Source organism: Deltaproteobacteria bacterium, assembly GCA_028818775.1.
Classification (GTDB): Bacteria; Desulfobacterota; Binatia; order UBA9968; family JAJDTQ01; genus JAJDTQ01.
On sequence record JAPPNE010000048.1, the window covers coordinates 15,635 to 40,392 of the forward strand.

Sequence of the window (24,758 nt, forward strand, 5' to 3'; positions counted from 1 at the left end):
ATGGCGTTCTTCAGCGAGGAAGCCGCAACGCCAGGAACAGCGTTGTATCCTCGCGCCGCACCAGAAACAGAATCCCGGTCCCCTTGTCCAGACCGCCGACCACCCGCCTGAAGTCCTGCACGCTGTCGATGCGCTTGCGATCGATCTCCAGGATGACGTCGCCCGCTTGAATGCCCGCCGTATCCGCCGGACCGCCCGACTCCACCGCGGTCACCACGACCCCCCGGCGGTTCGGTGAGCCGCGCCTTGACGGCGCCTGCGCGTCTCTCACGGTGAGGCCCAGATCGTTGTCGTCCTCCAACGCCGCGGCGACTTCGTCGTCGCCCAGCTTCGCCACCGTCACGCGCAACGACGCCGGACGGCCGTCGCGCTGGATCACGACGTCCACGGTCTTCCCCACCGGCGTGCGGGCGACGATCAGCGGAAGCTCGCCGGAAGCGGTCACCGGGGAGCCGTCGAAGGTCACGATGACGTCACCCACCTGCATTCCGCCGGCCTCGGCCGGGCTCCCCTGCGACACGTTGGTGACCAGGGCTCCCCGGGCCTCGTCCATGCCCAGCGCCTCGGCCATCTCGGCGTTGACGTCCTGGATGACGACCCCCAGCCAGCCGCGGGTCACCTTGCCTTCATCCCGGAGCTGGAACAGCAGTTGCTTCACGAGGTTGATGGGTATCGCAAAGCCGATTCCGATGTTGCCCCCGCCACGACTGAAGATCGCGGTGTTGACCCCCACCACCTCGCCGCGCAGGTTGACGAGCGGACCGCCCGAATTGCCCGGGTTGATGGAGGCGTCGGTCTGGATGAAATTGTCGTACGGGCCCGCGCCGATGCGCCGCCCCTTGGCGCTTACGATACCCGAAGTCACCGTATGCTCGAGGCCGAACGGATTACCGATGGCCAGCACCCACTCGCCCACCTCCAGGGACGCCGAATCCCCCAGTCGGGCCACGGGCAGGTTGCGTTCGGTGTCGATCTTGACCAGCGCGATATCGGTCTTGGGATCGCGCCCGGCAACGCGCGCCCGATGCTCCGACCCGTCCGCCAGCTTCACGGTGATGTCCTGGCCCTCCTCGACCACGTGGTCGTTGGTGAGGATGTAGCCCGTGGCATCGACGATGAAACCGGAGCCCACGCTCCGGGACGGGCCCGGCGTCGGGTTCTGCGGGAAGCGCTCGCCGAAGAAGCGCCGCCAGAAGTCGGCGAAGGGATCGCCTTCCCGAAAGGGACCGGAACTCGACGTGGCCGACGCCGACGCGGAGATGTGCACCACCATCGGCCGCACCTCTTTCGACAGCGTGACGAAATCCGGCAGGTTGAGCCTGGCGGACGCATGCCCGGCTCCGGTCAGCAGCAGGGCGGCCGCCAGACAGGCCAGAGGCCGCGCGCGCCGGCGTGTTCGCGTAACAGGCGTCATGCGTTCCGCACCGCCTCCACGTAGCGCATCCTGAGGTTGTAGAGAATCTCCTGCACGAGCCGCTCCTCGGTCTCGTCGAGATTCCCCTTGCTCTTCTCGCTTAGCATCCCGATGATGTCGATGGTCTGCTTGGCCACGGCCACGTCCTTCTCCACCTGGCCCGTCGCCGGGTTGCCTATCTCGCCGAGCTGCATCAATGCCTGGGTGCTCAGGCTCATGATGAACGTGGAAAAGTCGATGGGCGGGAGCTCCTGCGCGGCGGACGCTTGCCCTGGAGGCTCGCCCGGCGTTTCCGCCGGCGCTTCCGGCCGGCCGGCGTCCGCGGCCTCGGCGCGGCCTTCCTGCTGTTCACGCGCCTCGCCTTCGTCGGTAAACCGGCGCTTGTCGTGAACCTTGAACCCTCTCGGCGTTTCGGATTCCTCCGCCATGGACGCTCCTCCGCTGTGCTTTGCCGGACCTGCCGCATCCGGCCGTCCATACAATTATTGATGCGCCCAACCGGGGTGTCAAGGTGGCGCGGCATCCGCCGCCAAGCGGCTCAGGTCGTGGTTGGCGGGCGCACGCACGGGCCGCTCCAAAGGGCGCGGCGCCCCATGTCCGCCAAACCGCGTTGACTTGGCCGCCGTGCCCCCCTATCATACCCCTTGTTCCCGTTGCACCGACTCCCCACCCCCGGCAAACCCATGGCGACCCCTCCCCGATGCGCAAGATCCATCCTCGACCTCATCGGCGCCACCCCCGTGGTGCGTCTCACGAGGCTCCCCGGGGAGGACGGCGCGGAAGTCTGGGGCAAGCTGGAGTCCCTCAACCCCGGCGGTTCGGTGAAAGACCGCATCTGCCGCGCCATGATCGAGGACGCCGAGCGCAAGGGCTTGCTGGAGCCCGGCGGCACCATCGTCGAGCCCACCAGCGGCAACACCGGCATCGGTCTGGCGCTGGCGGCGGCGGTCAAGGGATACCGCCTGGTCCTCACCATGCCCGACACCATGAGCGAGGAGCGCCGCAGCCTGCTGGCCGCCTACGGCGCGCGCCTGATCCTCACGCCCGACACCAGGGGGATGGGCGGAGCCATTCGCCGGGCCGAAGAACTGGCCAACGAGCATCCCGACTTCTTCATGCCGCAACAGTTCACCAATCCCGCCAACCCGGAGGCCCACAGAAGGACGACCGCGCCGGAGCTTCTGAGCCAGCTCGGACACATGGACGCGTTCGTCTGCGGGGTGGGCACCGGCGGCACCATCACCGGCGTGGGCGAAGTCCTGCGGCAAGAGTTTCCTTCCATTCGCATCTACGCCGTCGAGCCGGCCGCCTCCCCGGTGCTGTCCGGCGGAGAGCCCGGATTCCACAAGATCCAGGGCATCGGCGCGGGCTTCATACCGCCCATCCTCAACACCGCCATCTACGACGAGATCATCACCGTCAGCGACGAGGACGCGGCCGCCACCATGCACCGGCTCGCGGTGGACGAGGGTCTCTTCGTGGGTGTCTCGTCCGGCGCCAACTGCTTCGCCGCCATGAAGGTCGCCCGGACCATGGGCAAGGGCAGCCGGGTCGTCACCATGCTGTGCGACAGCGGTGAGCGTTATCTGAGCACGCAGGACTGAGACCTACACAGGCGTCCGCGTTTCTGTTATAAAACAACAGCCCTGCCAACTTCCGATCCGAGCACGTCCCCGTCGTCTAGCCTGGCCCAGGACACCGGCCTTTCACGCCGGCAACACGGGTTCAAATCCCGTCGGGGACGCCACTCCCGTCACTCTTCCGCCGTCCTCATACAACGCCGTTGGACACCAGCGCCTCGGCGTAGAGGAGATCCTCGGGATAGGTGACCTTGAGGTTCGTGGTGCTGCCCTCGACGACGCCGACCGGAACGCCCAGGCGTTCCACCAGCATGGCGTCGTCGGTCGCTTCCACCCCGTCGCGCTCCGCCTTTGCATAGGCGTCGAGGAGCAGGCGCAAGGGGAACGCCTGCGGAGTCTGGACCTCCCACAGGCTCTGCCGCTGAAGTGTCTCCCGGACCTGTCCGCGCAGCACCCTCTTGATGGTATTGCGCGCCGGCACCGCGACCGTGACCGAACGGCCCGCGCACGCCTCCCGCGCGCAACGGTCGATGAGCTCGGGCGCGGCGAAGGGGCGCGCGCCGTCGTGAACCACCACGGCGTCGCAGTCGGGGTCCAGTGCCGCGAGCCCGGCGCGCACCGAGTCCTGCCTGCGCGCCCCTCCGCGGTGCAGCGTGATCTCCAGGGAGGCCTCCGGCGCCGGCGCCAGCATCGCCTCGTAGTCGCCGACCGCTTCCGGCGGCACCACGAGAACGGCCTTCTTCACCTCGCGGGCGCGGCGGAAACGCTCAAGGGTATGGAGAATGAGCGGCCGCCCCGCCACCGACAGCAGAACCTTCGGCTCGCGGCCTCCCACGCGGGTCCCGCGGCCCGCGGCCAGGATGATGGCGTTGACCTCCATGGCTCTCCCGACAGGGCCCTGCCGCACGTTGACCGACAGGCCCGAGAACAACGCGGCACGCGCCGAAGACCGAACCACAAAAAAGAGCTGGAGGAATCCCCCAGCTCTTTTTCACCCCAACTGGAAACGGAAGTTATTGAGTAAAGATGTGGCTCAGCTCCTCCATGATCTTCTCCTCGGTGTGCGACCGCGCGATGGACAGTTCCTTGACCAGAAGGTTTCTGGCGGTGTCCAGCACTTTCCTTTCGCCGAAGGAAAGCTCCTTGTCGCCCTTCAACAGGAACAGGTCCCGGAGCACGGCGGCAATCTCTATGACCGAGCCGGTCTTGATCTTCTCGGTATACTCGCGATAGCGGCGGTTCCATGTCTGCTGGTCGACGGGCGCCTTCTTCTTTTCACGCAAGATGCGGTAAACGCGTGATACGGTTGTCTTGTCGATGATCTTTCTCAGGCCCACGGCAACGGCGTTGTCCACCGGAACCATGATCTTCATATCCGTATCGAGAATGCGCAGCATGTAGAACTTCTTCTCTGTGCCGGATATCACCTGACTGCGAACCGCTTCGATCTCACCGACTCCATGTGCAGGATAGACAACCTTCTCTCCGACCTTGAACATTCATTCCTCCTTGAGTGTCAGAACCCGTATGCGGAACAGGGGCAAGAAGTCCGGCTAATCCGGAGGAAGGTGCTTCCAGAGGGGTGGGCCAGGATTTGAAATGTACGGCTCAACGACGTTCTCTTTCATAATCAATGGCTCCCTCTTTATACATCGGAGGGCAGGAGAACGTCAAGGGATGCACGAACAAATTAATCCCGTGTAAAGTCATGGAGTTATAGTGGATGATTTAATATGAAAGTTTAGATTATTGGGTGAACGGCGATCCTAAGCGTGGAGCCTTCGCTCCATCAGCCAGGCATCCTCGCCGTTGTCCGAGTAATACCCGCGCCGCAGGCCGCAGAACTCGAATCCGAGCGAACGGTAAAGCGCTTGAGCCGCGTCGTTCGACTTCCGGACTTCCAGTGTCATGCGCCGGAACCCGCGCTCCGCGGCGCTGCCGATAAGGCCTTCGAGCATGGCCCGCCCGACACCGCGGCGGCGGTGTCCCGGATGCACGGCGACGTTGTGGATGTCCAGCTCATCGACAAGCTCCCAGTAGATGACGTAACCGATGGGCTCGCCGTCGGAGTAGCACAGGACGGACCGCGAATTCGCCGCCTGCAACTCCTGGAGGAAGAACTGCCGGCTCCACGGACTGGCGAACGATGCGCGCTCGATGACCATGACGGCGTCGATATCCGCCACGGTCACCGACCGGAATTCGAGCTTTCCGCTGGCGCTCGCGGGCATATCCCCAAGGAGGGTTCTAGCTGACCCAGCCCAGTCTCGCCGCGCTTTCCTTGAGGAGGAGGACGTCCAGGACCTTGCTCCCAAGCTGGTGAGCGAAGCCGTAGACACGGTCCTGAAGCGGAATGACGGTGGTGAACTCCGGGGGGAAGGCGCCGATACTAGACGAGATATTGCGCACCCGGTCGTCCAGCAGGCGGCCTCTGACGATCAGTTGGCCTTCCTTGAGCAGCAGGTCGTAGTCGTAGTCGGGCATGCGCCGGGGCAACTTGGACGGAATGGCGATGCCGAGGCGCGGTACCTGCGTGGGAAACTCCAGCCGCAGGTGATAGGCCTTGCCCAGATCCTGCACGGTGTAGGCGTGGCCGTAACGGCGCTCACGTTCCAGCTTCTCCACGAACCGTGCATCGTAGAAGCCCTCGACGGGGACCGGTATCCGGCGCAGGAGCTTGCCCTTGCGTGACAGGACCGGCCGCAACGCCAATGCCAGCGGTACGCCGTAAAGCGCCCCGCCTACCGTCACCTCCTCCACCGGCACCGCGCTGAAGACACTGTGACGCAGGCGATAGAGCACTTCCCCCAGCGCCACCAGGAAACCCACCAGGATGTACATGTTGACGCCCTTGCCAAACGCCAGCCCGAGCCCCTCCACCGAGACGCCGATGACGATGAACACCACCGGGTAGAGGAGCAGGTTCAGCATCATGTTGAGAGCCGTGGCGGCGGAGCCGATGAAGTAGGGCCACCCGGCCAGCTCCGCCACATCGTCGCGCGACTCCGGCGGCAAGGCGCCGAGAAGCGGCTGCAACAGCATCACCGCGATGCGCAGCACGCTCGACTCGCTGGTCTGGATGCGCTGCACCAGCTCGTCGAAGCCCATGGGCAACTGGCCCGGGAAAACCTTTGGAGCACGCGGCGGCTCCGGTTCCTCTTCGGGCTCTTCGACGGGAGCCGGCGCCGCGACCACGGGTACGGGCGCGGGAGCCGGAGCCGCGGCGGGCGCGGCGGCCGGCACGGGGGCGGCGGCCGGGGCCGTGGTGCCGTTGGCCGCGTCGGCGGGCGCGGCCGGGGCGGCGGCCGGGGCAGCCGCCTCGCCTGCCCCCTCCCCGGTGCGGAAGCGGGATTCGAACTCTTCACCGAAATCCACGTCCGTGTGCAGCTCCCGCGCCCGGTCGATCAGCACGGTCTCCGACTCGACGTTGTTGGGGTCGGTCACGCAGCAGTCCACGGGACAGACCGCGGCGCATGCCTCGTAGTCGTGGAACCCGACGCATTCGGTGCACAGCACCGGGTCGATGACGTAGATCTCATCGTTCTGGGTGATGGCTTCGTTGGGACACTCCGGCTCGCAAGCACCGCAGTTGATGCAGTCGCTGGTTATCATCGTCGCCATGGAAACAACGCTCCTGAAAACGCTCTCGAATCGTATCCGGCCGCCGGACGACGGATCCGCAGCCGTCCGTTCCGGGAACCGGCACCTTGCAGCCTCTACCTGTCAAAATAGTTGATTTTTCGAGTTTCCTCAACGTCCGGGCTTCACCTTGAACAACCCCGAAGCCGTATGTTACACGTTATGATTCGGGCGGCGTACCCAAGTGGTTAAGGGAGAGGTCTGCAAAACCTCCATGCGGCGGTTCGAATCCGCCCGCCGCCTCCACCTCAGTTCCGCTTCAGCATCTCGTCGAGCAGGCCGCCGTAGCGCTCCATCACGATCCGGCGCTTGAGCTTGAGGCTCGGGGTCAGCTCCCCGGTGCCGGTGGAGAAGTCCCCCGGCAGGACGCGGAAGTCCCGCACCGCCTCGAACGGCGCCAGTTCCCGGTTGCGCTCGCGGATGCGCTGGCGGAGGTGGTCGGCGAGCCGCGCGTCGGCGGCCGCGTCCTCGGGCTTGTCCCACTCGATGCCTTCCTTCTCCGCCCAGCGACCGGCCTCGTCCGCGTCCAGCGTCACCAGCGCCACCAAGTGGCTGGTCTTGTCGCCCCACACCATGGCCTGGCTGATGAGCGGTTCCTGACGCAGGTGGTTCTCGATCATCTGCGGCGCGACGTTCTTGCCGCCGGAGGTCACGATCAGGTCCTTCTTGCGGTCGGTGATGCGCAGGAAGCCGCCGTCCTCGATGCACCCCACGTCGCCGGTGTGGAACCAGCCGTCCTCGTCGATGGCTTCGCGCGTCGCGGCGGAATCCTTGTAGTAGCCCTTCATCACGTTGGCGCCGCGGATCAGGATCTCGCCGTCGTCGGCGATGCGGCACTCGACTCCGTCCATGGCGAGACCCACCGTGCCGATGCGGTAGCGGTCGATGCGGTTCACGTGCGTCACGGTGGAGGTCTCGGTAAGGCCGTATCCCTCCACGATCCACACCCCCAGGGCCTGAAAGAAATCGGCATGGGTGTCCGACAGCGGCGCGCCGCCGGAGATGGCCATGCGCAGCCGCCCGCCCATACCGGCCCGGACCTTCGACAGCACCAGGGAATCCGCCAGCCGGTGGCACAGCCGCAGCCACGGGCCGCACGGCTCGCCCGGGCGCGCCCGGTCGTTGTAGCGCTTGCCCACGGACACCGCCCAGCGGAACAGGCGCCGGCGCAGCGGGCTGGCGCTCTCCACCCGGTTGAGGATGCGCCGGTGAGCGTTCTCGTAGACCCGCGGCACCGAGAACAGCATGGTGGGGCGGACCGTCTGCAGGTCGGCGGACAGGGTCTCGATGGCGCGCGCGAACGCGCACTCGTAGCCCCGGCCCACCACGATGAAATGCTCCAGGCGCCCGAAGGAGTGCGCCAGCGGAAGGAACTGGAGCGCCACGTCGTCCTCGCTCACCGATATGGAGGCGAGGGCGGACGTCATGATGAACAGGTAGTGGCCGTGGGTGGTCAGGACCCCCTTGGGCTCGCCGGTGGTGCCCGAGGTGTAGATGATGGTGAGGTCGTCGTCGGGTCCGAGAGCCCCGGCCAGCTCGCGCAGGGCGCCGGGATGGGCGCGCCCGTACTCCCGGCCCATCTCCTTCAGGCGTTCGAGGGTGAGCGCCGAATCGTCCGGTGCGCCGTCGCCGTCCAGCAGGACGACGGTCCGCAGCGCCGCCATGCCCGCCCCCGACCGGTCCAGCCGCTCCAGCGCCGCGGGCGAGTCCACCACCAGCACCGTCGCCCCGGAATGAGCGACGATGTACTCCACCTGCGCCGGGGTGCTCGACGGGTAGACGGGCACGGTGAGGGCGCCGATGCAGATGCCGGCCCAGTCCAGCAGGCACCACTCCACGCGGTTGTTGGCGAAGAGGGCCACCCGGTCGCCCTTCTTCACTCCCGCGGCCACCAGCCCCAGGGCGATCTCCTCCACCTCGGCGGCGACCTCCGCCCACGTCTGGCTGCGCCACTCCCCTTCACGCCAGAAGCGGTACAGCACGCGTTCCCCCTGCGCGTCGGCCTGGGACAGGAACAGGTCGGCAAGACTCCGGTAATCCATGGCCGGACTATAACACAAGGGACTCATGGCGTACCCCCCGTTTCAGCTTCCGTAAAATGCGCGGATGTGTGTGCCGACGTATTGCTGTTGCGCCGCGGTCAACTCCGAGTAGATGGGCAGCGCCAGGGAGGATCGGGCCGCCGCCTCGGACTCGGGGAAGTCACCGGCGCCGTAGCCCAGGGTCTGGAAGCATTCCTGCTGATGCAGCGGCAGCGGATAGTAGATCTCGGTGGCAACCCCGCGCTCGTCCAGGTAAGCCCGCAGGCGGTCGCGCTCCGGCGCGCGGATCACGAACTGGTTGTAGACGTGACCGGGACAGTCGCCGGGAAGAATCAGCCGGTTCTCCGACGCCACCGGTTCCAGGAGTTCCCGGTATCGCCGCGCATTGCGCCGCCGCCCCTCGACCCATGCCGCGAGATGCTTCAGCTTCACCCGCAGCACGGCGGCCTGGAGGCTGTCCAGCCGGAAGTTCCCGCCCACCAGGCGGTGATGGTACTTGGGCTCCTCACCGTGGACCCGAAGCAGCCGGATGCGCCGGGCCAGCGCCTCGTCGTCGGTGATCACCATGCCGCCGTCGCCGAAGGCGCCCAGGTTCTTGCTCGGGTAGAAGGAGAAGCAGCCCAGGGCGCCGACGGTGCCGGCGTTCCGGCCCCGTGAATCGACCGCGCCGAAGGATTGCGCCGCGTCCTCGACCACGGCGATGCCGCGCTCGCTGCACGCTTCCAGGATGGAATCCAGCTCCATGCAGCGGCCGAACAGATGCACGGGCATGACCGCGCGGGTGCGCGGGCCCAGGCGCGCCGCCATCGCCTCCGGGTCCATGTTGAAGGTGTCGGGGTCGATGTCGACGAACACCGGCCGCGCTCCAAGCCGCGCGATGACGCCGGCGCTGGCGAAGAAGGAATAGGCGGTGGTGATGATTTCGTCCCCCGGACCCACGTCCAGCGCCATCAGCGAAGCCAGCAGCGCGTCGGTGCCGGACGAGACGCCCACGGCGAAGCGCGCGCCCGTGCAGGCCGCCACCTCCTCCTCAAGAGCGGTCACCTCCGGCCCGAGGATGAACCGCTGCGACGCGCACACCCGCAGCACCGCCTCCTGGATCTCCTCCCGGATGGTCTCGTACTGCGCTTTCAGATCCAGCAACGGCAGTTCCATGCGCGTCATTCCACCGTTCCGCACGGGTTCGTGTTGCCACGGATACGGGAACTTGGTACCAACCAGCCAACGGCGCGCCGGCGCGCCGTCCCCGGAGCAGGACCATGGCCAAAGTCATCGGATTGACCGGCGGCATCGCCACCGGCAAGAGCACCGTATCGCGGATCCTGAGCGATCGCGCCGCCATCGTCGACGCCGACAGGCTGGCGCGCGAGATCGTCGAGCCCGGCCAGGAAGCCTGGCGCGAGATCGTCGCGTTGTTCGGCCGCGAGGCGCTGCGCAAGGACGAGACCCTGGACCGGGCGTACCTGCGCGGAATCGTCTTCAAGGAACCCGCGCTGCGCCGGCGCCTGGAGGAGATCACCCACCCGCGAATCCGCGCCCTGGCCCGGCAGCGCATCGTGGAACGATCGCGTGACCACGACTTCGTCATCTACGATGCGCCGCTTCTCTTCGAGGCCAAAATTCATCACTGGCTCCGTCCGGTCCTGTTGGTGGCGTGCTCGCGCGCGACCCAGGAGCAACGGCTGCGCCAACGCGACGGGCTTGCCGAGGCGGACGTCGCAAGGCACCTGAAGGCGCAAATGTCCATGGAGGAGAAACGCCGGATGGCCGACTTCGTCGTCGAGAACGACGGCACCCTGGCGGAACTCGAACGGAACGTTGCGCGGGTCTGGCAAGCCGTCCTGGCTACTTCGCCCGCTCGATATATTTTCCTTCTGACGGATCCACCCGAATCCGATCACCCACCTGGATGAACGGCGGCACCTGCACCGTCACGCCGGTCTCCAGCCGGGCGGGCTTGTAGGATGCGGACGCGGTAGCTCCCTTCATGGACGGCTCCGTCTCCACCACCTCCAGCTCCACGGCCGAGGCAAGGCTCACTCCCACGGGACTGCCCTCGTACAACTCCACGTTCACCACCTGGTTGGGCAGGAGGAAAGGCAGGATGTCCCCCACCTCCTCGGACGAGAGTTCCGTCTGCTCGTAGCTCTCGGTGTCCATGAAGTTGTGACGGTCGTCCTCGGCGTAGAGGTACTGCATCTCACGGCTCTCAAGGGTGGCCCGGTCGACCCGATCGTCGGAGCGGAACTTGTGCTCGGTGCCCACGCCGCTGCGCAGGTTCTTGAGCTTGGTCTGCATGAAGCCGTGGCCCTTGCCGGGGGTGAGATGCTTTACGGCGGTAACCCGGTAGAGGTCGTCGTCGTAGATGATGATCATGCCGGGTCGCAGCGCTGTCGCGTTGATCATGTCGTCGCTTGTCCTTTCGTGCGGCACGCCTCGACCGCGCCGGTCGGGGTGCCGGTTCCCTCACCCCGGCGGCCACGCCAGCGACCGGCCGCCCAACAGGTGCAAATGAACGTGATGGACGCTTTGGGCCGCGTCCCGGCCGGTGTTCACCACCAGGCGGAACCCGCTCTCGGCCACGCCCTGGTCCACCGCAACCTGCCGGGCTACCTCCGTCGCGTGCCCCAGCACCTCGCCGTCCCCCGGCTCAAGTTCCGCCAGGCTGCCGATGTGCCTGAGGGGGATGATCAGGATGTGCACCGGCGCCTTGGGGTCGATGTCCCTGAACGCAAGCACCGAGTCGTCCCGGTACACGATGCCGGCGGGGATTTCCCCGCTCGCGATGCCGCAGAACAGGCAGTCTGCCACGTTCCGTTCACCTCCGTCAGTCGTCTTCCGGGCAGAAGGCTCGAACGGTGCCCGCCTCCACCTTGAGCGGGACCCTCCGCAGCCACTCCCCGTGGCACGGCCCCCAAAGACACTCTCCCGTGGTGGGCTCGTACAGCGCACCGTGGTTGGCGCAGATCAGGTAGCGTTCATCCTCGGTGAAGAACTCGCTGTCCACCCAATCCAACGGCAAGGACACGTGCCGGCAGCGGTTCACATAGGCGAACAGCTCACCCTGGAACCCGAAAACGAATCCTTCGAGGCTCTCTCCGCGGCAGCGGAGCGAAAATTTCCGGGCCGCGCCGTCGGGAAAGTCCTCCCGGCGGCCGACCCGCTTGCCCACAGGTCGTCGCGCCATGATGCCGGTCGAGGACCCGGTTCAGTCCGCCACCTCGTGCAGAAAGGAAAAGTCCCCGGCCGGACAACGTACAACGATCTCGCCCCGGTCCACAACCACCGGCAGGGAATAAAGCGAGAGTCCCTCGCACGGACCGTCCACGCAAAGCCCCGTCGCGGGATCATAGAGGGCGCCGTGGGTGGCGCAGATCAGGTGCCGGCCGTCCTCGGTGAAGAACTGGTAGCGGACGAAGTCCAGCGGCGTCACAAGATGGCGGCAACTGTTGATGTAGGCATGGAACCGCCCGGCGTGATTGATCACGAAGCAATCGATCCGGTACTTGCCGCAGATGAGCCAGAACTTCTTCACCGTCCCCGCCGGCAGCTCGTCCACGGCCGCCACCACCTTTCCGCCCGCCCGCGCCTCGCTTCGCATGCGCACGCGGTCGCGCCGGAAGCGCAGCCGCCGCACGGTCAACGCCACGAGATACACGGCCAGGAACACGGCCGATGCATAGAGGGTCAGTTCCATGACGAGTCAGTTCCGGGACACGGGCGCGGCCCGCGGCGATTAATCGGCGTTTCCCTGGTTCGACCCCGGCGGCTTCTCCGTTGTCTTGCGAATGCGCTGGACGTCGTCGGGGCTCTGGCGTTCGTTGATGCCCATGATCTGCAAGAGTTCGTTGGTCATGTCGGCCGTAAGGCGGTCGCGCACGCTGCCGCGCCCGTGGGGGTTGGCCTTGAGAAAGCGCATGATCTTTTCCGGGTGGACGCCGGTCTCCTCCAGACGGTCCAGCAACTCGCTGAAACCCACCTGGCCGGCACAAGCCTGAGTAGTCTCCGCCAGCCGCCGGCATTCCTTGCAGCTCCGGGCCAGCAGGCCGGCGCGTTCGCCACAGTAGATGCAGACCGCCATCTCAAGCCTTGCCCGGCAATCGGGCGAGCAGCGTCCGAATCCTGTCGTTGGATGACTTGCTCCCGGCCACGAGCTGCTGCAACACCGGCTCCGGCCGGTTGAACACGGGCCGCTCCCCCTCCCCGGTGGCGGTTCGGCCCCCGGCCTCCTCGACGAGGACGATGCCAGCGCACACGTCCCACTCCTTGACCCGACGAAACGTCAGGGTCGCATCGGCGCGGCCCCGGGCCACCGCGGCGAGACGGTAGGCGATGCTGCCCATGGGCTCCAGCTCGAACTCCCGCGCCAGCTCGTCCAGGCGCCGGCGCGGCTCCGACCGGCTGATGAGCAAGGACAGGCGCCGGTCATCGCCGTTGCTCGCCACGCTGAGCGGCGCAGGGGAGCCCCCCGTATTCAACCATGCACCGCCTCCCGCCACCGCGCCGAAAAGCTCCTCGTGCAGCGGATGGTAGATCACTCCCAGGACCGCGGCTCCGTCCACCGCCAAGCCGATGGAAACGCAGAACTCGGGGATGCCGCGGATGAACTCGCGCGTGCCGTCCAGCGGGTCCACGATCCACACCCGGCGCTTGCCCAGCCGGTCGGGATTGTCCGCGTCCTCCTCCGAGAGCCACGCGTCGTCCGGAAAGCGTGTTCCGAGGATCTCGCGGATGGTCCGGTTGGCCATGAGGTCGGCGGTGGTCACCGGGTTGCCGCGGGATTTTTCCGTCACCTGGTACTCGCCGCGATAGAGCCGGGCGATGATGCCTCCCGCCTCCCGCGCCGCCTCCGAAGCTGCCTCGTACTCCCTCCCGAGCGCCACGGGTCCGTCCAGGGCGCGGGACCGCGTGCTGGACAAAGCTCGTCCCGAGGGTCCATAATGAGGTTCCGCCATTGTCTGAACTATAACAGAATACCCGGAAAAGACGCGAAAGCAGTGCCATCCATGACACCCCCCGACCCGGCCCCGACAACCAAGGCTGTCTTCCTGGACGCCGCCGGAACCCTGTTCGAGTCCGTCAAGCCCGTCGCCATGACCTACGCGGAGCTGGCGCGGCAGTACGGCAAGGACGTGCCCTTCGAGGAGGTGTCGCGGCGCTTCCGCGAGTGCTTCGCCGGCGCCCCGCCCATGGCGTTCCCGGAAACCGACGGCGCGCGCCTGGTGGCGCTGGAGCGGGGCTGGTGGCGCGACGTGGTCTGGAACGTGTTCGAGTCCACGGGCCCGTTCCCGCGCTTCGACGACTATTTCGGCGCGCTGTTCGCCTACTTTGCCCGCGCCGATTCGTGGGCGCTGTTCGATGATACCGAGACGGTCCTGAAAGGGCTCAAGGCGCGCGGCCTCATCCTCGTGATGATCTCGAACTTCGACTCGCGGGTGCTGAAGATCGTCCGTGGGCTGGGCATCGCGGACTACTTCGACTCGGTGTTCATCTCCAGCAGCGCCGGTTTCGCCAAGCCCGAGGCCGGCATCTTCCGGCTGGCGCTGGAGCGCCACGGCATCGCCGCGCACGAGGCCGTGCACGTGGGCGACAGCCCCGAGACCGACGTGGAGGGTGCGCGCAACGCCGGTGTCCGCCCCGTGCTGCTGGACCGGAGCGGCGGGCTCGAAAGCGACGGCATCGCGCGCATCCGCGTCCTCGGCGAGTTGATGAGTCTGCTTTAGTCGTCTAATAACGTCTGACACACGACCGGAGGTAGGATCATGGCGATCATCGACGCGGACGCACACGTGCTGGAGACCAACAAGACCTGGGAGTACATGGAGGGCGCGGAGAAGGCCTACCGTCCCCAGATCGTGACGGCCCAGAACGGCACCGGCGACGAAGGCGAATACTGGCTGGTGGACGGACGGCTGTACATCAAGTCGGACAACGTCGGCAAGGACACGCCCGAAGAGTCCCGCGAGATGGCGGACGTGTCCTCCCGGCTGCGCCACATGGACGAGATGGGGGTTGCGATCCAGGTGCTCTACCCCACCATCTTCCTGCGCCCGGTCACGGACAAGCCCGAGGTGGAGCTGGCGCTGTTCAAGAGCTACAACCGCTGGCTATGCGACATCTGGAAGCAGGGCCAGGACCGCCTGCGCTGGGTCGCGACCATGCCGCTGCTGAGCATGGACGAGGCGTTGAAGGAGCTGGAGTTCGTGCTCCAATACGGCGCCTGCGGCGTGTACGTGCCCGGCCTCATCGGCGACCGGCGCCTCAGCGACCCTTACTTCACGCCGCTCTACGAGGCGCTGAGCGATGCCGACATCCCCCTGTGCGTGCACTCCGCCACCGGCAGCTTCACCCAGCACGACCTCTTCTACGACGAGCCCGGCTTCAACAAGTTCAAGCTCGCGGTGGTGGGCTCGTTCCACACGGTAATCTGGGACCGGATTCCGGAACGGTTCCCGAGAATGCGCATCGGCTTCATCGAAGTGAGCGCCCAATGGGTCCCGTACGTGTTCCACGACCTCGCCAAGCGCTTCCGCCAGAAGCGCGGCATCGAGCTGTCGCGCAGCTTCATGAAGGACAACCGCATCTTCGTAGCCTGCCAGACCGACGACGACCTGGACTACGTGCTCGAGTACACGGGCGACGACACCATCGTCATCGGCACCGACTACGGCCACCACGACACCTCCAGCGAGATCGAGGCGCTGCAGAAGCTCCAGGACGACGGCAAGGTGAGCCCCGAGTCCGTGACCAAGATCCTCGACGACAACCCCCGGGCGCTGTACGGGTTCTAGGATCGGCGGGCTTCGGGACCATGGCGGATCGTCAATTGAAGTACGTCGGCGCCAACACCCGCCGGGTGGACGGCTACGATAAGGTCACGGGCCGGGCCAAGTACACCGGCGACCTGGAAATCCCCGGCATGCTGTACGGCCACGTGCTGCGCAGCCACCATGCGCACGCGCGCATCGCGGGCATCGACACGAGCGCGGCGGAGCGGCTGCCGGGCGTGGCCGGGGTGCTCACCGGACGGGACGTGGGCGACCTAGACCCCCACTACGGCGGCCGTCCGCTCATCGCGCTGGAGCGCGTGCGCTACGTGGGCGAGCCCGTGGCGGTGGTGGCCGCGGACGATCCGCTGACCGCCGAGCAGGCGGCGGGGTTGGTGGCCGTGGAGTACGAGGAGCTGCCCGCGGCGGTGGGGCTCGACGCGGCGCTGGCGCCGGACGCGCCGCGCGTGCACGAGGACCGGGAAGGCAACATCTGCGGCCACGAGAAGGTGCGGCGCGGCGACGTCGCCCAAGGGTTCGCCGAGTCGGACCGGATCTTCGAGCACCACTTCACGTTCCCGATGATCTACCACTACTCGATGGAGCCCCACGGCGTCATCGCCGACTACCGGGACGACGGCATCACCCTGTGGTCGTCGGCGCAGCACCCGTTCCTGGTGCAGGCAGACCTGGGGCGCATCTTCGGGTTTCCCGACAGCAAGGTGAGCCTCAACGTGCCCTACCTGGGGGGCGGCTTCGGCGGCAAGTCCTACGCCAAGATCGAGCCGCTGGTGGTGGCGGCGTCGCGCAAGGTGCGGCGCCCGGTGCGGGTGTGCCTGTCCGTTTCCGAAGCGATGGTGACGGTGCGGCGGCACAGCGCCAGGGTGCGCGTGAAGACCGGAGTGAAGGACGACGGCACCCTCATGGCACGGGAGGCGGAGATCTACCTGGACACCGGCGCCTACATGGACAACGGCCCGCAGGTGGCCGGGCGCGCCGCCACCCGTGTCCTCGGCCCCTACCGCATCCCGCACATCCACACCGACGCCTACGCGGTCTACACCCACGCCGGCGGCGCCGGCTCGTTCCGTTCCATCGGCGGCCCGCAGTCCATCTTCGCGGGCGAGAGCCAGATGAACATGATCGCGGCCAGCCTGGGCATGGACCCGGCGGAGCTGCGCCACAAGAACCTGCTCAAACGCGGCGAGGTGCTGCGGCCGGGTCTGCGGCCCCTGGACGTGAACCTGGCCGGGACCCTGAAGCGCCTGGTGAGCGCCAGCCGCTGGAAGACGCGCTCGAGGAAGGACGGCGCGCCCGTGGGCCTGGCCTGCGGCATGACCAACGCCGGCGGCCAGCCCATCACCGTGGCCATGGTGCGGCTCCAGGCCGACGGCGCCGCCACCATCATGGCCGGCAGCACGGAGATGGGACAGGGGGTGCGCACGGTGCTGTCCCAGTTCGTGGGCGAGGAGCTGCAAATGCCGCTGGAGCGCATCCGCATGTCCGGAGCGGACACGGCCCTCACCCCCTACGACCGCTCCACCGGCTCCAGCCGCTCCACCACGCTCATGGGACGGGCGGTGCAGCAGGCCGCTCGCGACGTCAAGCGCCAGCTCCTCAAGATCGGCGCCACGGCGTTCGGCGTGCGCGCCAACGAGATCAAGTTGATGGACGGGGCGCTGGTGTGCGGCGAGGCGCGCATGTCCTTCGCCGAAGCGCTGGAGAAGCGTTTCGGCGCCGCCGCCGGCGAGTTGATCGGCACCGGCACCGTCGGACCGGAGATCATCAAGGACGTCCTGCCGGTGGTGTGGGAAGTGGGCATGGGCACGGTGGAGCTGGACATCGACCGCGACACCGGCGCCGTCTCGGTGGCCGACTACCTGTCCGTGGCCGACGTGGGCAAGGCCATCAACCCCATCCAGTGCGAAGGCCAGGAAGAAGGCGCCGCCATGATGGGCCTGGGACACGCACTGTTCGAGGAGATGATCTACGAGGGCGGCCAGCTCGTGAACTCGAACCTGGTGGACTACCGGGTCCCCTCCTTCACCGACATGCCCCGGGGATTCCACACGGTGCTGGTGGAGAACGGCGACGGTCTCGGCCCCTACGGCAGCCGCGGCATGGGCGAAGGCGGCATCTTCTCGGTGGCGCCGGCCATCACCGGCGCGCTGGCTCACGCCACCGGGGTGCAGTTCTGCGACCTGCCGCTCACCCCCGAGCGCGTCTGGCGCGCGCTGCGCACCGCCGGAGGCACGGACGGGACATGAGGATACGGGATCGTTTCGGCCAGGAAAGCCCGCTCTTCTCCTTCGAGTTCTTCCCGCCCAAGGACGACCAGGGCGTGGACGCGCTGTTCGAGACCGTCGCCAACCTCAGGCCCCTGGGACCGGCCTTCGTGTCCGTCACCTACGGCGCCGGCGGCAGCACGCGCGAGAAGACCGTGGCCATCACCCGGCGCATCAAGCGCGAGACCGGCATCGAGGCCATGGCGCACCTCACCTGCGTCGGCCACGGGCGCGACGAGATCGCCGCGCTGCTGGACGAATACGAAGCCGCGGGCATCGAGAACATCATGGCGCTGCGCGGCGACCCGCCGCGCGGGGAAACGGCCTTCACACCCCATCCCGAAGGCTTCTCCCACGCCAACGAACTCATGTCCTTCATCCGGGACCGCAAGGACTTCTGCCTTGGCGGCGCCGGCTATCCGGAGATGCATCCGGAAGCGCCGAGCCCGGAGGCCGACCTGCAAAACCTCAAGCGCAAGATCGACGCCGGCTGCGACTTCGTCGTCACCCAGCTCTTCTTCGACGAGCACGACTACTTCGACTTCGTCGCGCGCGCCCGGGCGGCGGGCATCGACACCCCCATCGTCCCCGGCATCATGCCCGTCACCAACACCGCCCAGATCAAGCGCTTCACCCAGATGTGCGGCGCCACCATCCCCGCGCCGTTGCTGGCGAGGCTCGAGGCGGCGGCCGGGGACGCTCAGGCGGTCGCCCAGGTGGGCGTCGAGCACGCCACGCACCAGTGCCGCGCCCTGCTCGACGGCGGCGCCCCCGGCATCCACTTCTACACCCTCAACCGCTCCCTCTCGACGCGGCGGATCGTCGCCAACCTGCGAGGACGCTGACGTACGTAGCGCTTTATGCGTGGGGTGTGAGAACCACGCGCCGAAGGGCGTCGCTAATGGGCGACCCGCGGATGACCCCTGCGGGATTCTCCTCTCACCATCATCCCCGTTGCTGCTGCGCCAATTCCCTTGTCGATCATCCTTCGGGTCGACTTCACTAAAGTTCCTCCGTACAGCGCCGAAGTATGCAGGAGGGGAGCGGATTGCCGGAACGGCATCTCCAGCGCCGCCTGCCGTGGATGGTGCGCTTCGAGCACCACATGCTGGACCAGACCCGGCTCGGACCCGGAGAGGTGGGCGGGGACCTGAAGGGACGGATTGCGCGGCTGGCCATGATGGCGGCGTGCCGGCAGGAACTCCATGCGGCCATCGAGATGGTGGCGCAGTTGTTGTTGGAGTTGCGCAGCGCGGGCGAAGGGGAATATGCTGGCACGGTCGGCCACTACCTGTTGAACACCCAGGACGACAAGGAAATCCAGCTCCTGCAGGACCACTGGCAGCGGCTCCGCGGAAGCCCCGAAGGAGGAATCATGTCCTACGCCCAGCAACTCATTGAACAAGGCAGGGAGGAAGGCAGAGAAGAAGGCAGGGAACAAGGCCGCGCCGAGGGTGAAGCGAGGGGCGAAGCCAAAGGGCGCGTGAATACAGTCGAAAACCTGTTGCGGGTGGGTGTGACGTGGGACGTAATCGAAGCTGCCACTGGCCTGAACGAAGCCTCTTTCCAAGACCTCAAGAAGCGCTTGGCGGCGACCGATGACCAATAATCTGTTGTCTGTTAACCCCGTTTGCCGCCAACCCGGACAACAAAAGCGACCCCTGCCCCCTCGTGTATGCCTCCCGATTGCAAAGGGCCGGGAGCAAGATGCCCCCGGCCCTTCGTGTCATTAGTCCCGAAACGAAGCGCTACGCCTCGATGACGTGGCGCCACTTGTCGTACACCTTCTTCTTGAGCTCCGGCGTGGACTCGGCCACGGGCGGGAAGTCCTTCATCCACTCGAAGGGCCGGGTGGCGTCGATGATGGCGCGGGAGTTGAAGCCCTTCTTGCCCGGCTGGATGCGCGGGTCGAGGGGGCCGCTCCAGCAGCGCCGCAGGATGTCGATGGAGTCCACCGGATCGGAACGGGTGGCCAGCGCCCAGAGCACGTCGAAGGTCTTGGTGGGATCGATGTCCTCGTCCACCACGATGACGTAGCGTCCGAGGTACGCGCCCGCGTGCACCTGCGAGGCCACGAAGCCGGCCTGGCGCGCATGGCCCGGATAGCGCTGCTTGATGGAGATGATGTTGAGCAGACGGCCGCCGCCCGCCTCGTGGCACCACACGCCCTTGACGTCGGGCACGCCGGCCTTCTCCACCTGGTCCCAGATCAGAGAGGCCTTCACCATGCACTTGGCGATGGAGTAGTCCGAAGGCGGACGCCCGGGCCGGGCGGCGGTGAGGATGGGATCGTTGCGGTGATAGATGCGCTGCACGCGGATCAGCGGCTCCGGGCGGCTGTTGCTGGCGTAGTAGCCGGTCCACTCGCCGAACGGCCCTTCCGTGCGCCGCTCGTCGGGATCCATGAAGCCCTCGATGACGATCTCGGCATGGGCCGGGAACGGCAGCCCGGTCACTTCGCCGTGGATCACGTCGATGGGACCGCCCTTGAGCCCGCCGGCGTAATCGTACTCGGACACGCCGTAGTCCACCTCGTTGCCGGACACCATGAACAGCACCGGGTCCTGGCCGACGCAGACGATGACCGGGCACTTCTCGCCCCGGTCGAACCACTTGTCGCGCTGGATGCGGCCGTGCTTGCCGGGCGAGATGTACACGTTCATGCTCTTCTCGTCCTGCACCATGCCGCGGTACGTGCCGAAGTTCACCCACCCCTCGTCCGGGTCCTTGGTGACCACGAGGCAGCCGGTGCCGATGTAGCGTCCGCCGTCCAGTTCGTGGACGAACGGCACCGGGAACTTCAAGAGGTTGATGTCGTCGCCCTTGAGCACGTTCTCCATCACCGGCCCGGTGTCCACCACGCGGTGCGGAATCGGGTTGTGCTGCGAGATCTTGTCGCGGGTGGCACGGACCAGGTCGAGGTCGGTGTAGTCGAGGGGCAACCCCAGGGCCAGCGCCATGCGCTTGAACGAAGCGTTCTGGGCGAACAGCACCCGGAATCCCTCGGGATAGTCCTTGATCTTGTCGTAGAGGACAGCGGGCACGGGTCCGTTGCTCCCCTGGGCGATGAGCTCCGACAGGGTCCCCATCTCCAGGTTCCAGTCGACCCCGTCGACCCGCTTCAACTGCCCGAAGCTGTCGACGATCTCCAGCCACTCGCGCAGGTCGGTATAGCTGGGGGTTTCCCCGGCCTTGAGTTCCTTCTCGGATATCTTGGTTGCCTCTACTGCTGCCATAGGTGTGCGGGCTCCTTCCTTGGATATTCTCTCGTCATTTCAAGGCGATAACCTGGTGTTTATAGCGGACGGCGGCGCACATTTCCAGCGCGCGCTAGTCCCCCATCATGGTGTCGTCCATGCCTTCGGTGTCGTCCGCCGGCAATCCGTTGCAGCTCTCGGGGTCGAGGGCGAGGTAGACGTCGGTGCCCACGGCCACGGCGTTGGCGGGATGCGTATGCACGCGGATGAGCTGCTCCCGGACCTTGACCTGGCAATGGTAGGCGTCGCCCATGAACACGGCGTCGTGAAGCGTCCCCTGCAGCACGTTGTCCATGCTGGCCGGCGCCTCCCTCGACACGGTGATGTTTTCAGGCCGGATCGAGATCACCGCCTCGGTACCTCTCTCCATGGGCACGGCGGGACTGAACGTGAGCATGCCGAACTCGGTGTCGAGGCGGCTGGGATGGGAGTTGGCGCCGGCCTCCGCCACCTTGCCGGTGATGAGGTTGGTCAGCCCCAGGAACGTGGCGGTGAACTTCCGCTTGGGCTTGGCGTAGAGCTGGTGCGGGTCCCCTACTTCGATGAGCTTGCCGCCGTGCATGACCGCGATCTGGTCGGAGATGGCCAGCGCCTCGGCCTGGTCGTGGGTGACGTAGATGGTGGTGATGTTCACGCGCCGCTGCAGCGCCTTGATCTCGTAACGCATCTGCTCACGCAGCTTGGCGTCCAGGTTGCTGAGGGGTTCGTCCAGGAGCATCACCTTGGGCTCGTTGATCAGCGCCCGGGCGAAGGCCACCCGCTGCTGCTGGCCGCCGGACAGCTTGGGGGCCGGCCGGTCTTCCAGGCCGGCCAAGCCGACGATCTTGAGCACGTCTTCCACGCGGCTGCGGATTTCCGCCCTGGGCCGGCGCTGGATGGTCAGGGGATAGCCCACGTTCTCCGCCACCGTCATGTGCGGCCAGATGGCGTAGGACTGGAACACCATGCCGATGGGACGGTGGTTGGGGGGCACGTAGGCGCCGCCCGCGGAGTTGAAAACCGCCTTGTCATCGATGTCGATGACCCCGCTCTCCGGCCGCTCCAGCCCGGCCACGCAGCGCAGCGTGGTGGTCTTGCCGCAGCCGCTGGGGCCCAGGAAGGTGTACAGCGAGCCCTCGGGGATGCTCAAAGAAACCCCCTTGAGGACATGGACCCTCTCGGTGCCTTCCCCGAAGTACTTCTCGAGGCTCCTGATATCGACCATGACTCTGTCGTCGTTCACCGTAACCTCCGTGCTGCCGGCAATGGAGAACCGCCTGGCGCGGGCGCTCGCCCGGCACTGGGATGAGCCACCTATTGCACACACGACACCGGATTTCAACTTGAACGCGGCGGCGGCAGGGTTGCTTTCAGGGCGGTTTTTTCCTAACAACAAACCTGTCGCGCGGACGCCCGTCCGACATGCTGCAAGCCGTGTGCGGGGCATCCGTTCATCCGACGCGAAGGGAGCATCCATGAAGGCAGATCTGGTGATCAAGAACGGCACCGTGGTGACGCCCGAGAACACGTTCGACGGCGGGGTGGCCATACACGACGAGAAGTTCGTCGCCATCGGCACCAACGACTCGCTCCCGGAGGGTGTCCGGGAGATCGATGCCAAGGGCAAGCACATCCTGCCCGGACTGATCGACGGCCACGTGCACTTCCGCGAGCCCGGCATGACCCACAAGGAAGACTTCGGCACCGGCTCCCGCTCGGCCATCGCCGGCGGCATCACCTGTGTCGTGGAGATGCCCAACACGATCCCCCCGGTGACTCATCCCGAGCAGGTGGAGGAGAAGAAGCGTCTGGCGGAGGAGAAGTCGCTGGTGGACTTCGCGCTCCTCGGAGTGATCGTGCAGACCAACGCCGACCAGATCCTCCCCATGGCACGGGCCGGCGCGGTAGGCTACAAGATCTTCTTCGGCGAGACCATCGGCAACCTGCCCTTCCCCGACGACGGAGTCTGCCAGGACGTGTTCCAGAACATCACCGAGTCCCGGCTGCCGCTGTGCATCCACGCCGAGAACCGGCAGATCATGTACCACCATCTGAACCGCATCAAGGAGGAGGGCAAGACCGACCCGGTGAACTGGGAATCCACCCGTCCGGCCATCTGCGAGGCCGAGTCTGTTCACCACGCCATCTTCTTCGCCGAGACCTTCGGCACCAAGATGCACGTGCTGCACATGAGCTCCAAGCAGGCCGCCGGCATGGTCCGTGACGCCAAGGCGCGCGGGCTCCGGATCACGGCCGAGACCGGGCCTCACTACCTGCTGCGGGAGCCCAAGGACATGGAAAAGGTGGGGCCGCTGCTCAAGATGAACCCGCCGGTGCGGACCCGGGACCACGGCGAGGCACTGTGGGACGGCCTGCTCAACGGCTACGTGGACATGATCGCCACCGACCACTCTCCCCACACCCTGGAGGAGAAGGGCGCGGACGTCGACGGCAACATGCTGAAGCCCGCCATCTGGGAGTGCATCTCCGGGTTCTGCGGCGTGGAAACCGCCGTCCCGCTGATCCTGACGGAGGTCAACAAGGGCCGCATGAGCCTCAACCATTACGTGAAGTTAGCATCGGAAAACCCCGCTAAAGTGTGGCAAATCTATCCCCAAAAGGGCGCTCTCCGGGTAGGCTCCGACGGCGACGTCACCATCGTCGACATGGACAAGGAAGGCGCCATCGACATCCACAAGCTTCACAGCAAGAACAACCCCTCGCCGTGGCACGGCTGGAAGGTCAAGGGCATGCCCGTGACGGCCATCGTGCGCGGCCACGTGCAGATGCAGGACGGCGAGCCGGTGGGCGGGCCCATCGGCCGCATGGTGTACCCGGTACCGGACTGATGCAGGGACAAGGAGAAGCATGAAGCGCACCGAGCCACTCGAATTCCACCAACCCACGAGCCTCGCGGAGGCCACCCGGATCATGCTCGACGGCGGTCCCGGGGGCCACTTCCTGGCGGGCGGCACCGACCTGATCATCGCCATGAAGGAAAAGGGGCTCGTGCCCAGGTACGTGGTGGACCTGAAGCGCATCCCGTCGCTCTCGGGGATCCGCGAGGACGGCGACGGCATTACCATCGGCGCCCTCACCACCCTGCGCGAGGTGGAGATCTCCCCGCTCATCGCCGGACGCTACCCGTTCCTGGCCCAGAGCGCCGCCGAGGTGGGTTCCATCCAGATCCGCAACCGCGCCACCATCGGCGGCAACATGGCCAACGCCACGCCTTCGGCGGACGTGGCGCCGGCGTTGCTGGCCCTGGACGCCAGGGCCAGGCTGGCGGGCAGCGGCGGTGAGCGGACCATGGACCTCAAGGATTTCTTTCGGGGGCCGGGGCAGACGGTGGCCGAGCCCGGAGAGATCCTCACCGAGCTGGTGATTCCGCCGAGGGACCCGCGTCTCGTGGGCGAGTACATCAAGTTCTCGCCGAGGGACATGATGGACTTGGCCTACATCGGCGTGGCAGTGACGCTGGTGCTGGCGGAGAGCGACCGGCGCTGCGAATCCGTGGCCATCGCCCTCGGCGCGGTCTCCCCTACTCCCATGCGCGCACCGCGGGCCGAAGCCGTGCTCCGGGGGCAGGTGCTCACCGAGGAGTTGGCGGAGGAAGCAGGCCGCAAGGCCGCCGAGGAATGCAGCCCCATCAGCGACGTGCGCTCGTCCGCCGACTACCGCCGGGCCATGGTACGGGTGAACACCAAGCGCGCGCTGCTCAATGCCGCCGCGGGCGGCGGCCCGGTGCCGTGGACCAGCCGGCGCGACCGGCGCTATGGCTAGGGACTAGAAGGA

The 24,758-nt window shown here is 66.7% G+C and carries 25 protein-coding genes and 2 tRNA genes; 11 read left to right on the plus strand and 16 right to left on the minus strand.

The window, feature by feature from the left end; genetic code table 11:
* Positions 1-10: 10 nt before the first annotated feature.
* Together OXU42_04770 and OXU42_04775 are read right to left on the minus strand one after the other, a co-directional pair.
* Complete coding sequence (locus OXU42_04770; protein MDE0028706.1) at positions 11-1,414, minus strand: DegQ family serine endoprotease; 1,404 nt, start codon at positions 1,412-1,414, stop codon at positions 11-13.
* Positions 1,411-1,842: a DUF1844 domain-containing protein gene (locus tag OXU42_04775; GenBank protein MDE0028707.1), complete on the minus strand. Its 432-nt coding sequence runs from the start codon at positions 1,840-1,842 to the stop codon at positions 1,411-1,413. Before OXU42_04775 ends, OXU42_04770 begins: the two co-directional genes overlap by 4 nt.
* A 255-nt stretch (positions 1,843-2,097) precedes the next feature.
* Between OXU42_04775 and cysK the strand changes: the two genes are divergently transcribed.
* Both cysK and OXU42_04785 read left to right on the plus strand, forming a co-directional pair.
* Positions 2,098-3,018 carry a cysteine synthase A gene (gene cysK, locus OXU42_04780; GenBank protein MDE0028708.1) on the plus strand — a complete coding sequence of 307 codons (921 nt, stop codon included), beginning with the start codon at positions 2,098-2,100 and terminating at the stop codon, positions 3,016-3,018.
* A 65-nt stretch (positions 3,019-3,083) separates the two neighbouring features.
* Positions 3,084-3,161 (plus strand) — tRNA-Glu (locus OXU42_04785).
* A gap of 23 nt (positions 3,162-3,184) precedes the next feature.
* On the opposite strand, the gene ispD is transcribed toward OXU42_04785, so the two are convergent.
* From ispD to OXU42_04805, 4 genes are all read right to left on the minus strand, one after another.
* Complete coding sequence (gene ispD, locus OXU42_04790) at positions 3,185-3,874, minus strand: 2-C-methyl-D-erythritol 4-phosphate cytidylyltransferase (protein ID MDE0028709.1); 690 nt, start codon at positions 3,872-3,874, stop codon at positions 3,185-3,187.
* 133 nt (positions 3,875-4,007) lie between these two features.
* Positions 4,008-4,493: a CarD family transcriptional regulator gene (locus OXU42_04795; protein MDE0028710.1), complete on the minus strand. Its 486-nt coding sequence runs from the start codon at positions 4,491-4,493 to the stop codon at positions 4,008-4,010.
* A 267-nt stretch (positions 4,494-4,760) separates the two neighbouring features.
* Entirely contained in the window at positions 4,761-5,180 is a 420-nt protein-coding gene (rimI, locus tag OXU42_04800) for a ribosomal protein S18-alanine N-acetyltransferase (GenBank protein MDE0028711.1), read from the minus strand.
* 61 nt (positions 5,181-5,241) lie between these two features.
* On the minus strand, positions 5,242-6,615 hold the full coding sequence (locus OXU42_04805; protein ID MDE0028712.1) for a YfhL family 4Fe-4S dicluster ferredoxin: 1,374 nt from the start codon (positions 6,613-6,615) through the stop codon (positions 5,242-5,244).
* Positions 6,616-6,803: 188 nt separating this feature from the next.
* Between OXU42_04805 and OXU42_04810 the strand changes: the two genes are divergently transcribed.
* Positions 6,804-6,879 (plus strand) — tRNA-Cys (locus OXU42_04810).
* Positions 6,880-6,881: 2 nt separating this feature from the next.
* Here the strand turns inward: OXU42_04810 and OXU42_04815 are convergent.
* Positions 6,882-8,702: a long-chain fatty acid--CoA ligase gene (locus tag OXU42_04815; GenBank protein ID MDE0028713.1), complete on the minus strand. Its 1,821-nt coding sequence runs from the start codon at positions 8,700-8,702 to the stop codon at positions 6,882-6,884.
* Between the two features lie 15 nt (positions 8,703-8,717).
* Positions 8,718-9,830, minus strand: a complete 1,113-nt coding sequence (locus tag OXU42_04820; GenBank protein ID MDE0028714.1) for a DegT/DnrJ/EryC1/StrS family aminotransferase — start codon at positions 9,828-9,830, stop codon at positions 8,718-8,720.
* Positions 9,831-9,934: 104 nt separating this feature from the next.
* On the opposite strand from OXU42_04820, the gene coaE reads away from it, so the two are divergent.
* Positions 9,935-10,588 (plus strand): dephospho-CoA kinase, encoded by a 654-nt coding sequence (gene coaE, locus OXU42_04825; GenBank protein MDE0028715.1) that lies wholly within the window; start codon positions 9,935-9,937, stop codon positions 10,586-10,588.
* Here coaE and efp read toward each other — a convergent pair.
* The 6 genes from efp to OXU42_04855 are packed head-to-tail and all read right to left on the minus strand — an operon-like array spanning position 10,521 to position 13,558.
* The gene (gene efp / locus OXU42_04830) at positions 10,521-11,081 is read right to left on the minus strand and encodes an elongation factor P (protein ID MDE0028716.1); all 561 of its coding nucleotides are present in this window, start codon (positions 11,079-11,081) and stop codon (positions 10,521-10,523) included. The two genes, coaE and efp, sit on opposite strands and share 68 nt — an antisense overlap.
* Positions 11,082-11,141: 60 nt before the next feature.
* Positions 11,142-11,486 carry a histidine triad nucleotide-binding protein gene (locus OXU42_04835; GenBank protein MDE0028717.1) on the minus strand — a complete coding sequence of 115 codons (345 nt, stop codon included), beginning with the start codon at positions 11,484-11,486 and terminating at the stop codon, positions 11,142-11,144.
* 16 nt (positions 11,487-11,502) lie between these two features.
* The gene (locus OXU42_04840) at positions 11,503-11,862 is read right to left on the minus strand and encodes a Rieske 2Fe-2S domain-containing protein (GenBank protein ID MDE0028718.1); all 360 of its coding nucleotides are present in this window, start codon (positions 11,860-11,862) and stop codon (positions 11,503-11,505) included.
* 21 nt (positions 11,863-11,883) lie between these two features.
* Entirely contained in the window at positions 11,884-12,372 is a 489-nt protein-coding gene (locus OXU42_04845) for a Rieske 2Fe-2S domain-containing protein (GenBank protein MDE0028719.1), read from the minus strand.
* Positions 12,373-12,411: 39 nt separating this feature from the next.
* The gene (locus tag OXU42_04850; GenBank protein MDE0028720.1) at positions 12,412-12,756 is read right to left on the minus strand and encodes a hypothetical protein; all 345 of its coding nucleotides are present in this window, start codon (positions 12,754-12,756) and stop codon (positions 12,412-12,414) included.
* A gap of 1 nt (position 12,757) precedes the next feature.
* The gene (locus OXU42_04855; protein MDE0028721.1) at positions 12,758-13,558 is read right to left on the minus strand and encodes a 3'(2'),5'-bisphosphate nucleotidase CysQ; all 801 of its coding nucleotides are present in this window, start codon (positions 13,556-13,558) and stop codon (positions 12,758-12,760) included.
* Between the two features lie 123 nt (positions 13,559-13,681).
* Here OXU42_04855 and OXU42_04860 point away from each other — a divergent pair, with 123 nt between their 5' ends.
* The 5 genes from OXU42_04860 to OXU42_04880 all read left to right on the plus strand — a co-directional run bounded on the left by OXU42_04860 (position 13,682) and on the right by OXU42_04880 (position 19,336).
* Positions 13,682-14,398, plus strand: a complete 717-nt coding sequence (locus tag OXU42_04860) for an HAD-IA family hydrolase (protein ID MDE0028722.1) — start codon at positions 13,682-13,684, stop codon at positions 14,396-14,398.
* Between the two features lie 39 nt (positions 14,399-14,437).
* Positions 14,438-15,466 (plus strand): amidohydrolase family protein, encoded by a 1,029-nt coding sequence (locus OXU42_04865; protein ID MDE0028723.1) that lies wholly within the window; start codon positions 14,438-14,440, stop codon positions 15,464-15,466.
* Between the two features lie 20 nt (positions 15,467-15,486).
* The gene (locus OXU42_04870) at positions 15,487-17,709 is read left to right on the plus strand and encodes a xanthine dehydrogenase family protein molybdopterin-binding subunit (GenBank protein ID MDE0028724.1); all 2,223 of its coding nucleotides are present in this window, start codon (positions 15,487-15,489) and stop codon (positions 17,707-17,709) included.
* Positions 17,706-18,572 carry a methylenetetrahydrofolate reductase [NAD(P)H] gene (gene metF, locus OXU42_04875; GenBank protein ID MDE0028725.1) on the plus strand — a complete coding sequence of 289 codons (867 nt, stop codon included), beginning with the start codon at positions 17,706-17,708 and terminating at the stop codon, positions 18,570-18,572. Before OXU42_04870 ends, metF begins: the two co-directional genes overlap by 4 nt.
* 260 nt (positions 18,573-18,832) lie before the next feature.
* Entirely contained in the window at positions 18,833-19,336 is a 504-nt protein-coding gene (locus tag OXU42_04880) for a hypothetical protein (protein MDE0028726.1), read from the plus strand.
* A gap of 139 nt (positions 19,337-19,475) precedes the next feature.
* Here OXU42_04880 and OXU42_04885 read toward each other — a convergent pair whose 3' ends face one another.
* Positions 19,476-20,963, minus strand: coding sequence for a UbiD family decarboxylase (locus tag OXU42_04885; GenBank protein MDE0028727.1), 1,488 nt, complete (start codon positions 20,961-20,963; stop codon positions 19,476-19,478).
* Positions 20,964-21,057: 94 nt separating this feature from the next.
* A complete protein-coding gene (locus tag OXU42_04890; protein MDE0028728.1) occupies positions 21,058-22,206 on the minus strand; it encodes an ABC transporter ATP-binding protein in 1,149 nt (382 codons plus the stop codon).
* 232 nt (positions 22,207-22,438) lie between these two features.
* On the opposite strand from OXU42_04890, the gene OXU42_04895 reads away from it, so the two are divergent.
* Together OXU42_04895 and OXU42_04900 are read left to right on the plus strand one after the other, a co-directional pair.
* Positions 22,439-23,812 carry a dihydroorotase family protein gene (locus tag OXU42_04895; protein ID MDE0028729.1) on the plus strand — a complete coding sequence of 458 codons (1,374 nt, stop codon included), beginning with the start codon at positions 22,439-22,441 and terminating at the stop codon, positions 23,810-23,812.
* Positions 23,813-23,831: 19 nt separating this feature from the next.
* Positions 23,832-24,746, plus strand: coding sequence for a xanthine dehydrogenase family protein subunit M (locus OXU42_04900; protein MDE0028730.1), 915 nt, complete (start codon positions 23,832-23,834; stop codon positions 24,744-24,746).
* Positions 24,747-24,758: the final 12 nt, after the last annotated feature.

What these genes read in the sequence shown, in the direction of transcription:
- OXU42_04770 (MDE0028706.1), bottom strand. Translation starts at nt 1,414, where the DNA reads ATGACGCCTGTTACGCGAACACGCCGGCGCGCGCGGCCTCTGGCCTGT.
- OXU42_04775 (MDE0028707.1), bottom strand. Translation starts at nt 1,842, where the DNA reads ATGGCGGAGGAATCCGAAACGCCGAGAGGGTTCAAGGTTCACGACAAG.
- cysK (MDE0028708.1), top strand. Translation starts at nt 2,098, where the DNA reads ATGGCGACCCCTCCCCGATGCGCAAGATCCATCCTCGACCTCATCGGC.
- ispD (MDE0028709.1), bottom strand. Translation starts at nt 3,874, where the DNA reads ATGGAGGTCAACGCCATCATCCTGGCCGCGGGCCGCGGGACCCGCGTG.
- OXU42_04795 (MDE0028710.1), bottom strand. Translation starts at nt 4,493, where the DNA reads ATGTTCAAGGTCGGAGAGAAGGTTGTCTATCCTGCACATGGAGTCGGT.
- OXU42_04805 (MDE0028712.1), bottom strand. Translation starts at nt 6,615, where the DNA reads ATGGCGACGATGATAACCAGCGACTGCATCAACTGCGGTGCTTGCGAG.
- OXU42_04815 (MDE0028713.1), bottom strand. Translation starts at nt 8,702, where the DNA reads ATGAGTCCCTTGTGTTATAGTCCGGCCATGGATTACCGGAGTCTTGCC.
- OXU42_04820 (MDE0028714.1), bottom strand. Translation starts at nt 9,830, where the DNA reads ATGGAACTGCCGTTGCTGGATCTGAAAGCGCAGTACGAGACCATCCGG.
- coaE (MDE0028715.1), top strand. Translation starts at nt 9,935, where the DNA reads ATGGCCAAAGTCATCGGATTGACCGGCGGCATCGCCACCGGCAAGAGC.
- efp (MDE0028716.1), bottom strand. Translation starts at nt 11,081, where the DNA reads ATGATCAACGCGACAGCGCTGCGACCCGGCATGATCATCATCTACGAC.
- OXU42_04840 (MDE0028718.1), bottom strand. Translation starts at nt 11,862, where the DNA reads ATGGCGCGACGACCTGTGGGCAAGCGGGTCGGCCGCCGGGAGGACTTT.
- OXU42_04845 (MDE0028719.1), bottom strand. Translation starts at nt 12,372, where the DNA reads ATGGAACTGACCCTCTATGCATCGGCCGTGTTCCTGGCCGTGTATCTC.
- OXU42_04850 (MDE0028720.1), bottom strand. Translation starts at nt 12,756, where the DNA reads ATGGCGGTCTGCATCTACTGTGGCGAACGCGCCGGCCTGCTGGCCCGG.
- OXU42_04860 (MDE0028722.1), top strand. Translation starts at nt 13,682, where the DNA reads ATGACACCCCCCGACCCGGCCCCGACAACCAAGGCTGTCTTCCTGGAC.
- OXU42_04865 (MDE0028723.1), top strand. Translation starts at nt 14,438, where the DNA reads ATGGCGATCATCGACGCGGACGCACACGTGCTGGAGACCAACAAGACC.
- OXU42_04870 (MDE0028724.1), top strand. Translation starts at nt 15,487, where the DNA reads ATGGCGGATCGTCAATTGAAGTACGTCGGCGCCAACACCCGCCGGGTG.
- metF (MDE0028725.1), top strand. Translation starts at nt 17,706, where the DNA reads ATGAGGATACGGGATCGTTTCGGCCAGGAAAGCCCGCTCTTCTCCTTC.
- OXU42_04880 (MDE0028726.1), top strand. Translation starts at nt 18,833, where the DNA reads ATGCTGGACCAGACCCGGCTCGGACCCGGAGAGGTGGGCGGGGACCTG.
- OXU42_04885 (MDE0028727.1), bottom strand. Translation starts at nt 20,963, where the DNA reads ATGGCAGCAGTAGAGGCAACCAAGATATCCGAGAAGGAACTCAAGGCC.
- OXU42_04895 (MDE0028729.1), top strand. Translation starts at nt 22,439, where the DNA reads ATGAAGGCAGATCTGGTGATCAAGAACGGCACCGTGGTGACGCCCGAG.
- OXU42_04900 (MDE0028730.1), top strand. Translation starts at nt 23,832, where the DNA reads ATGAAGCGCACCGAGCCACTCGAATTCCACCAACCCACGAGCCTCGCG.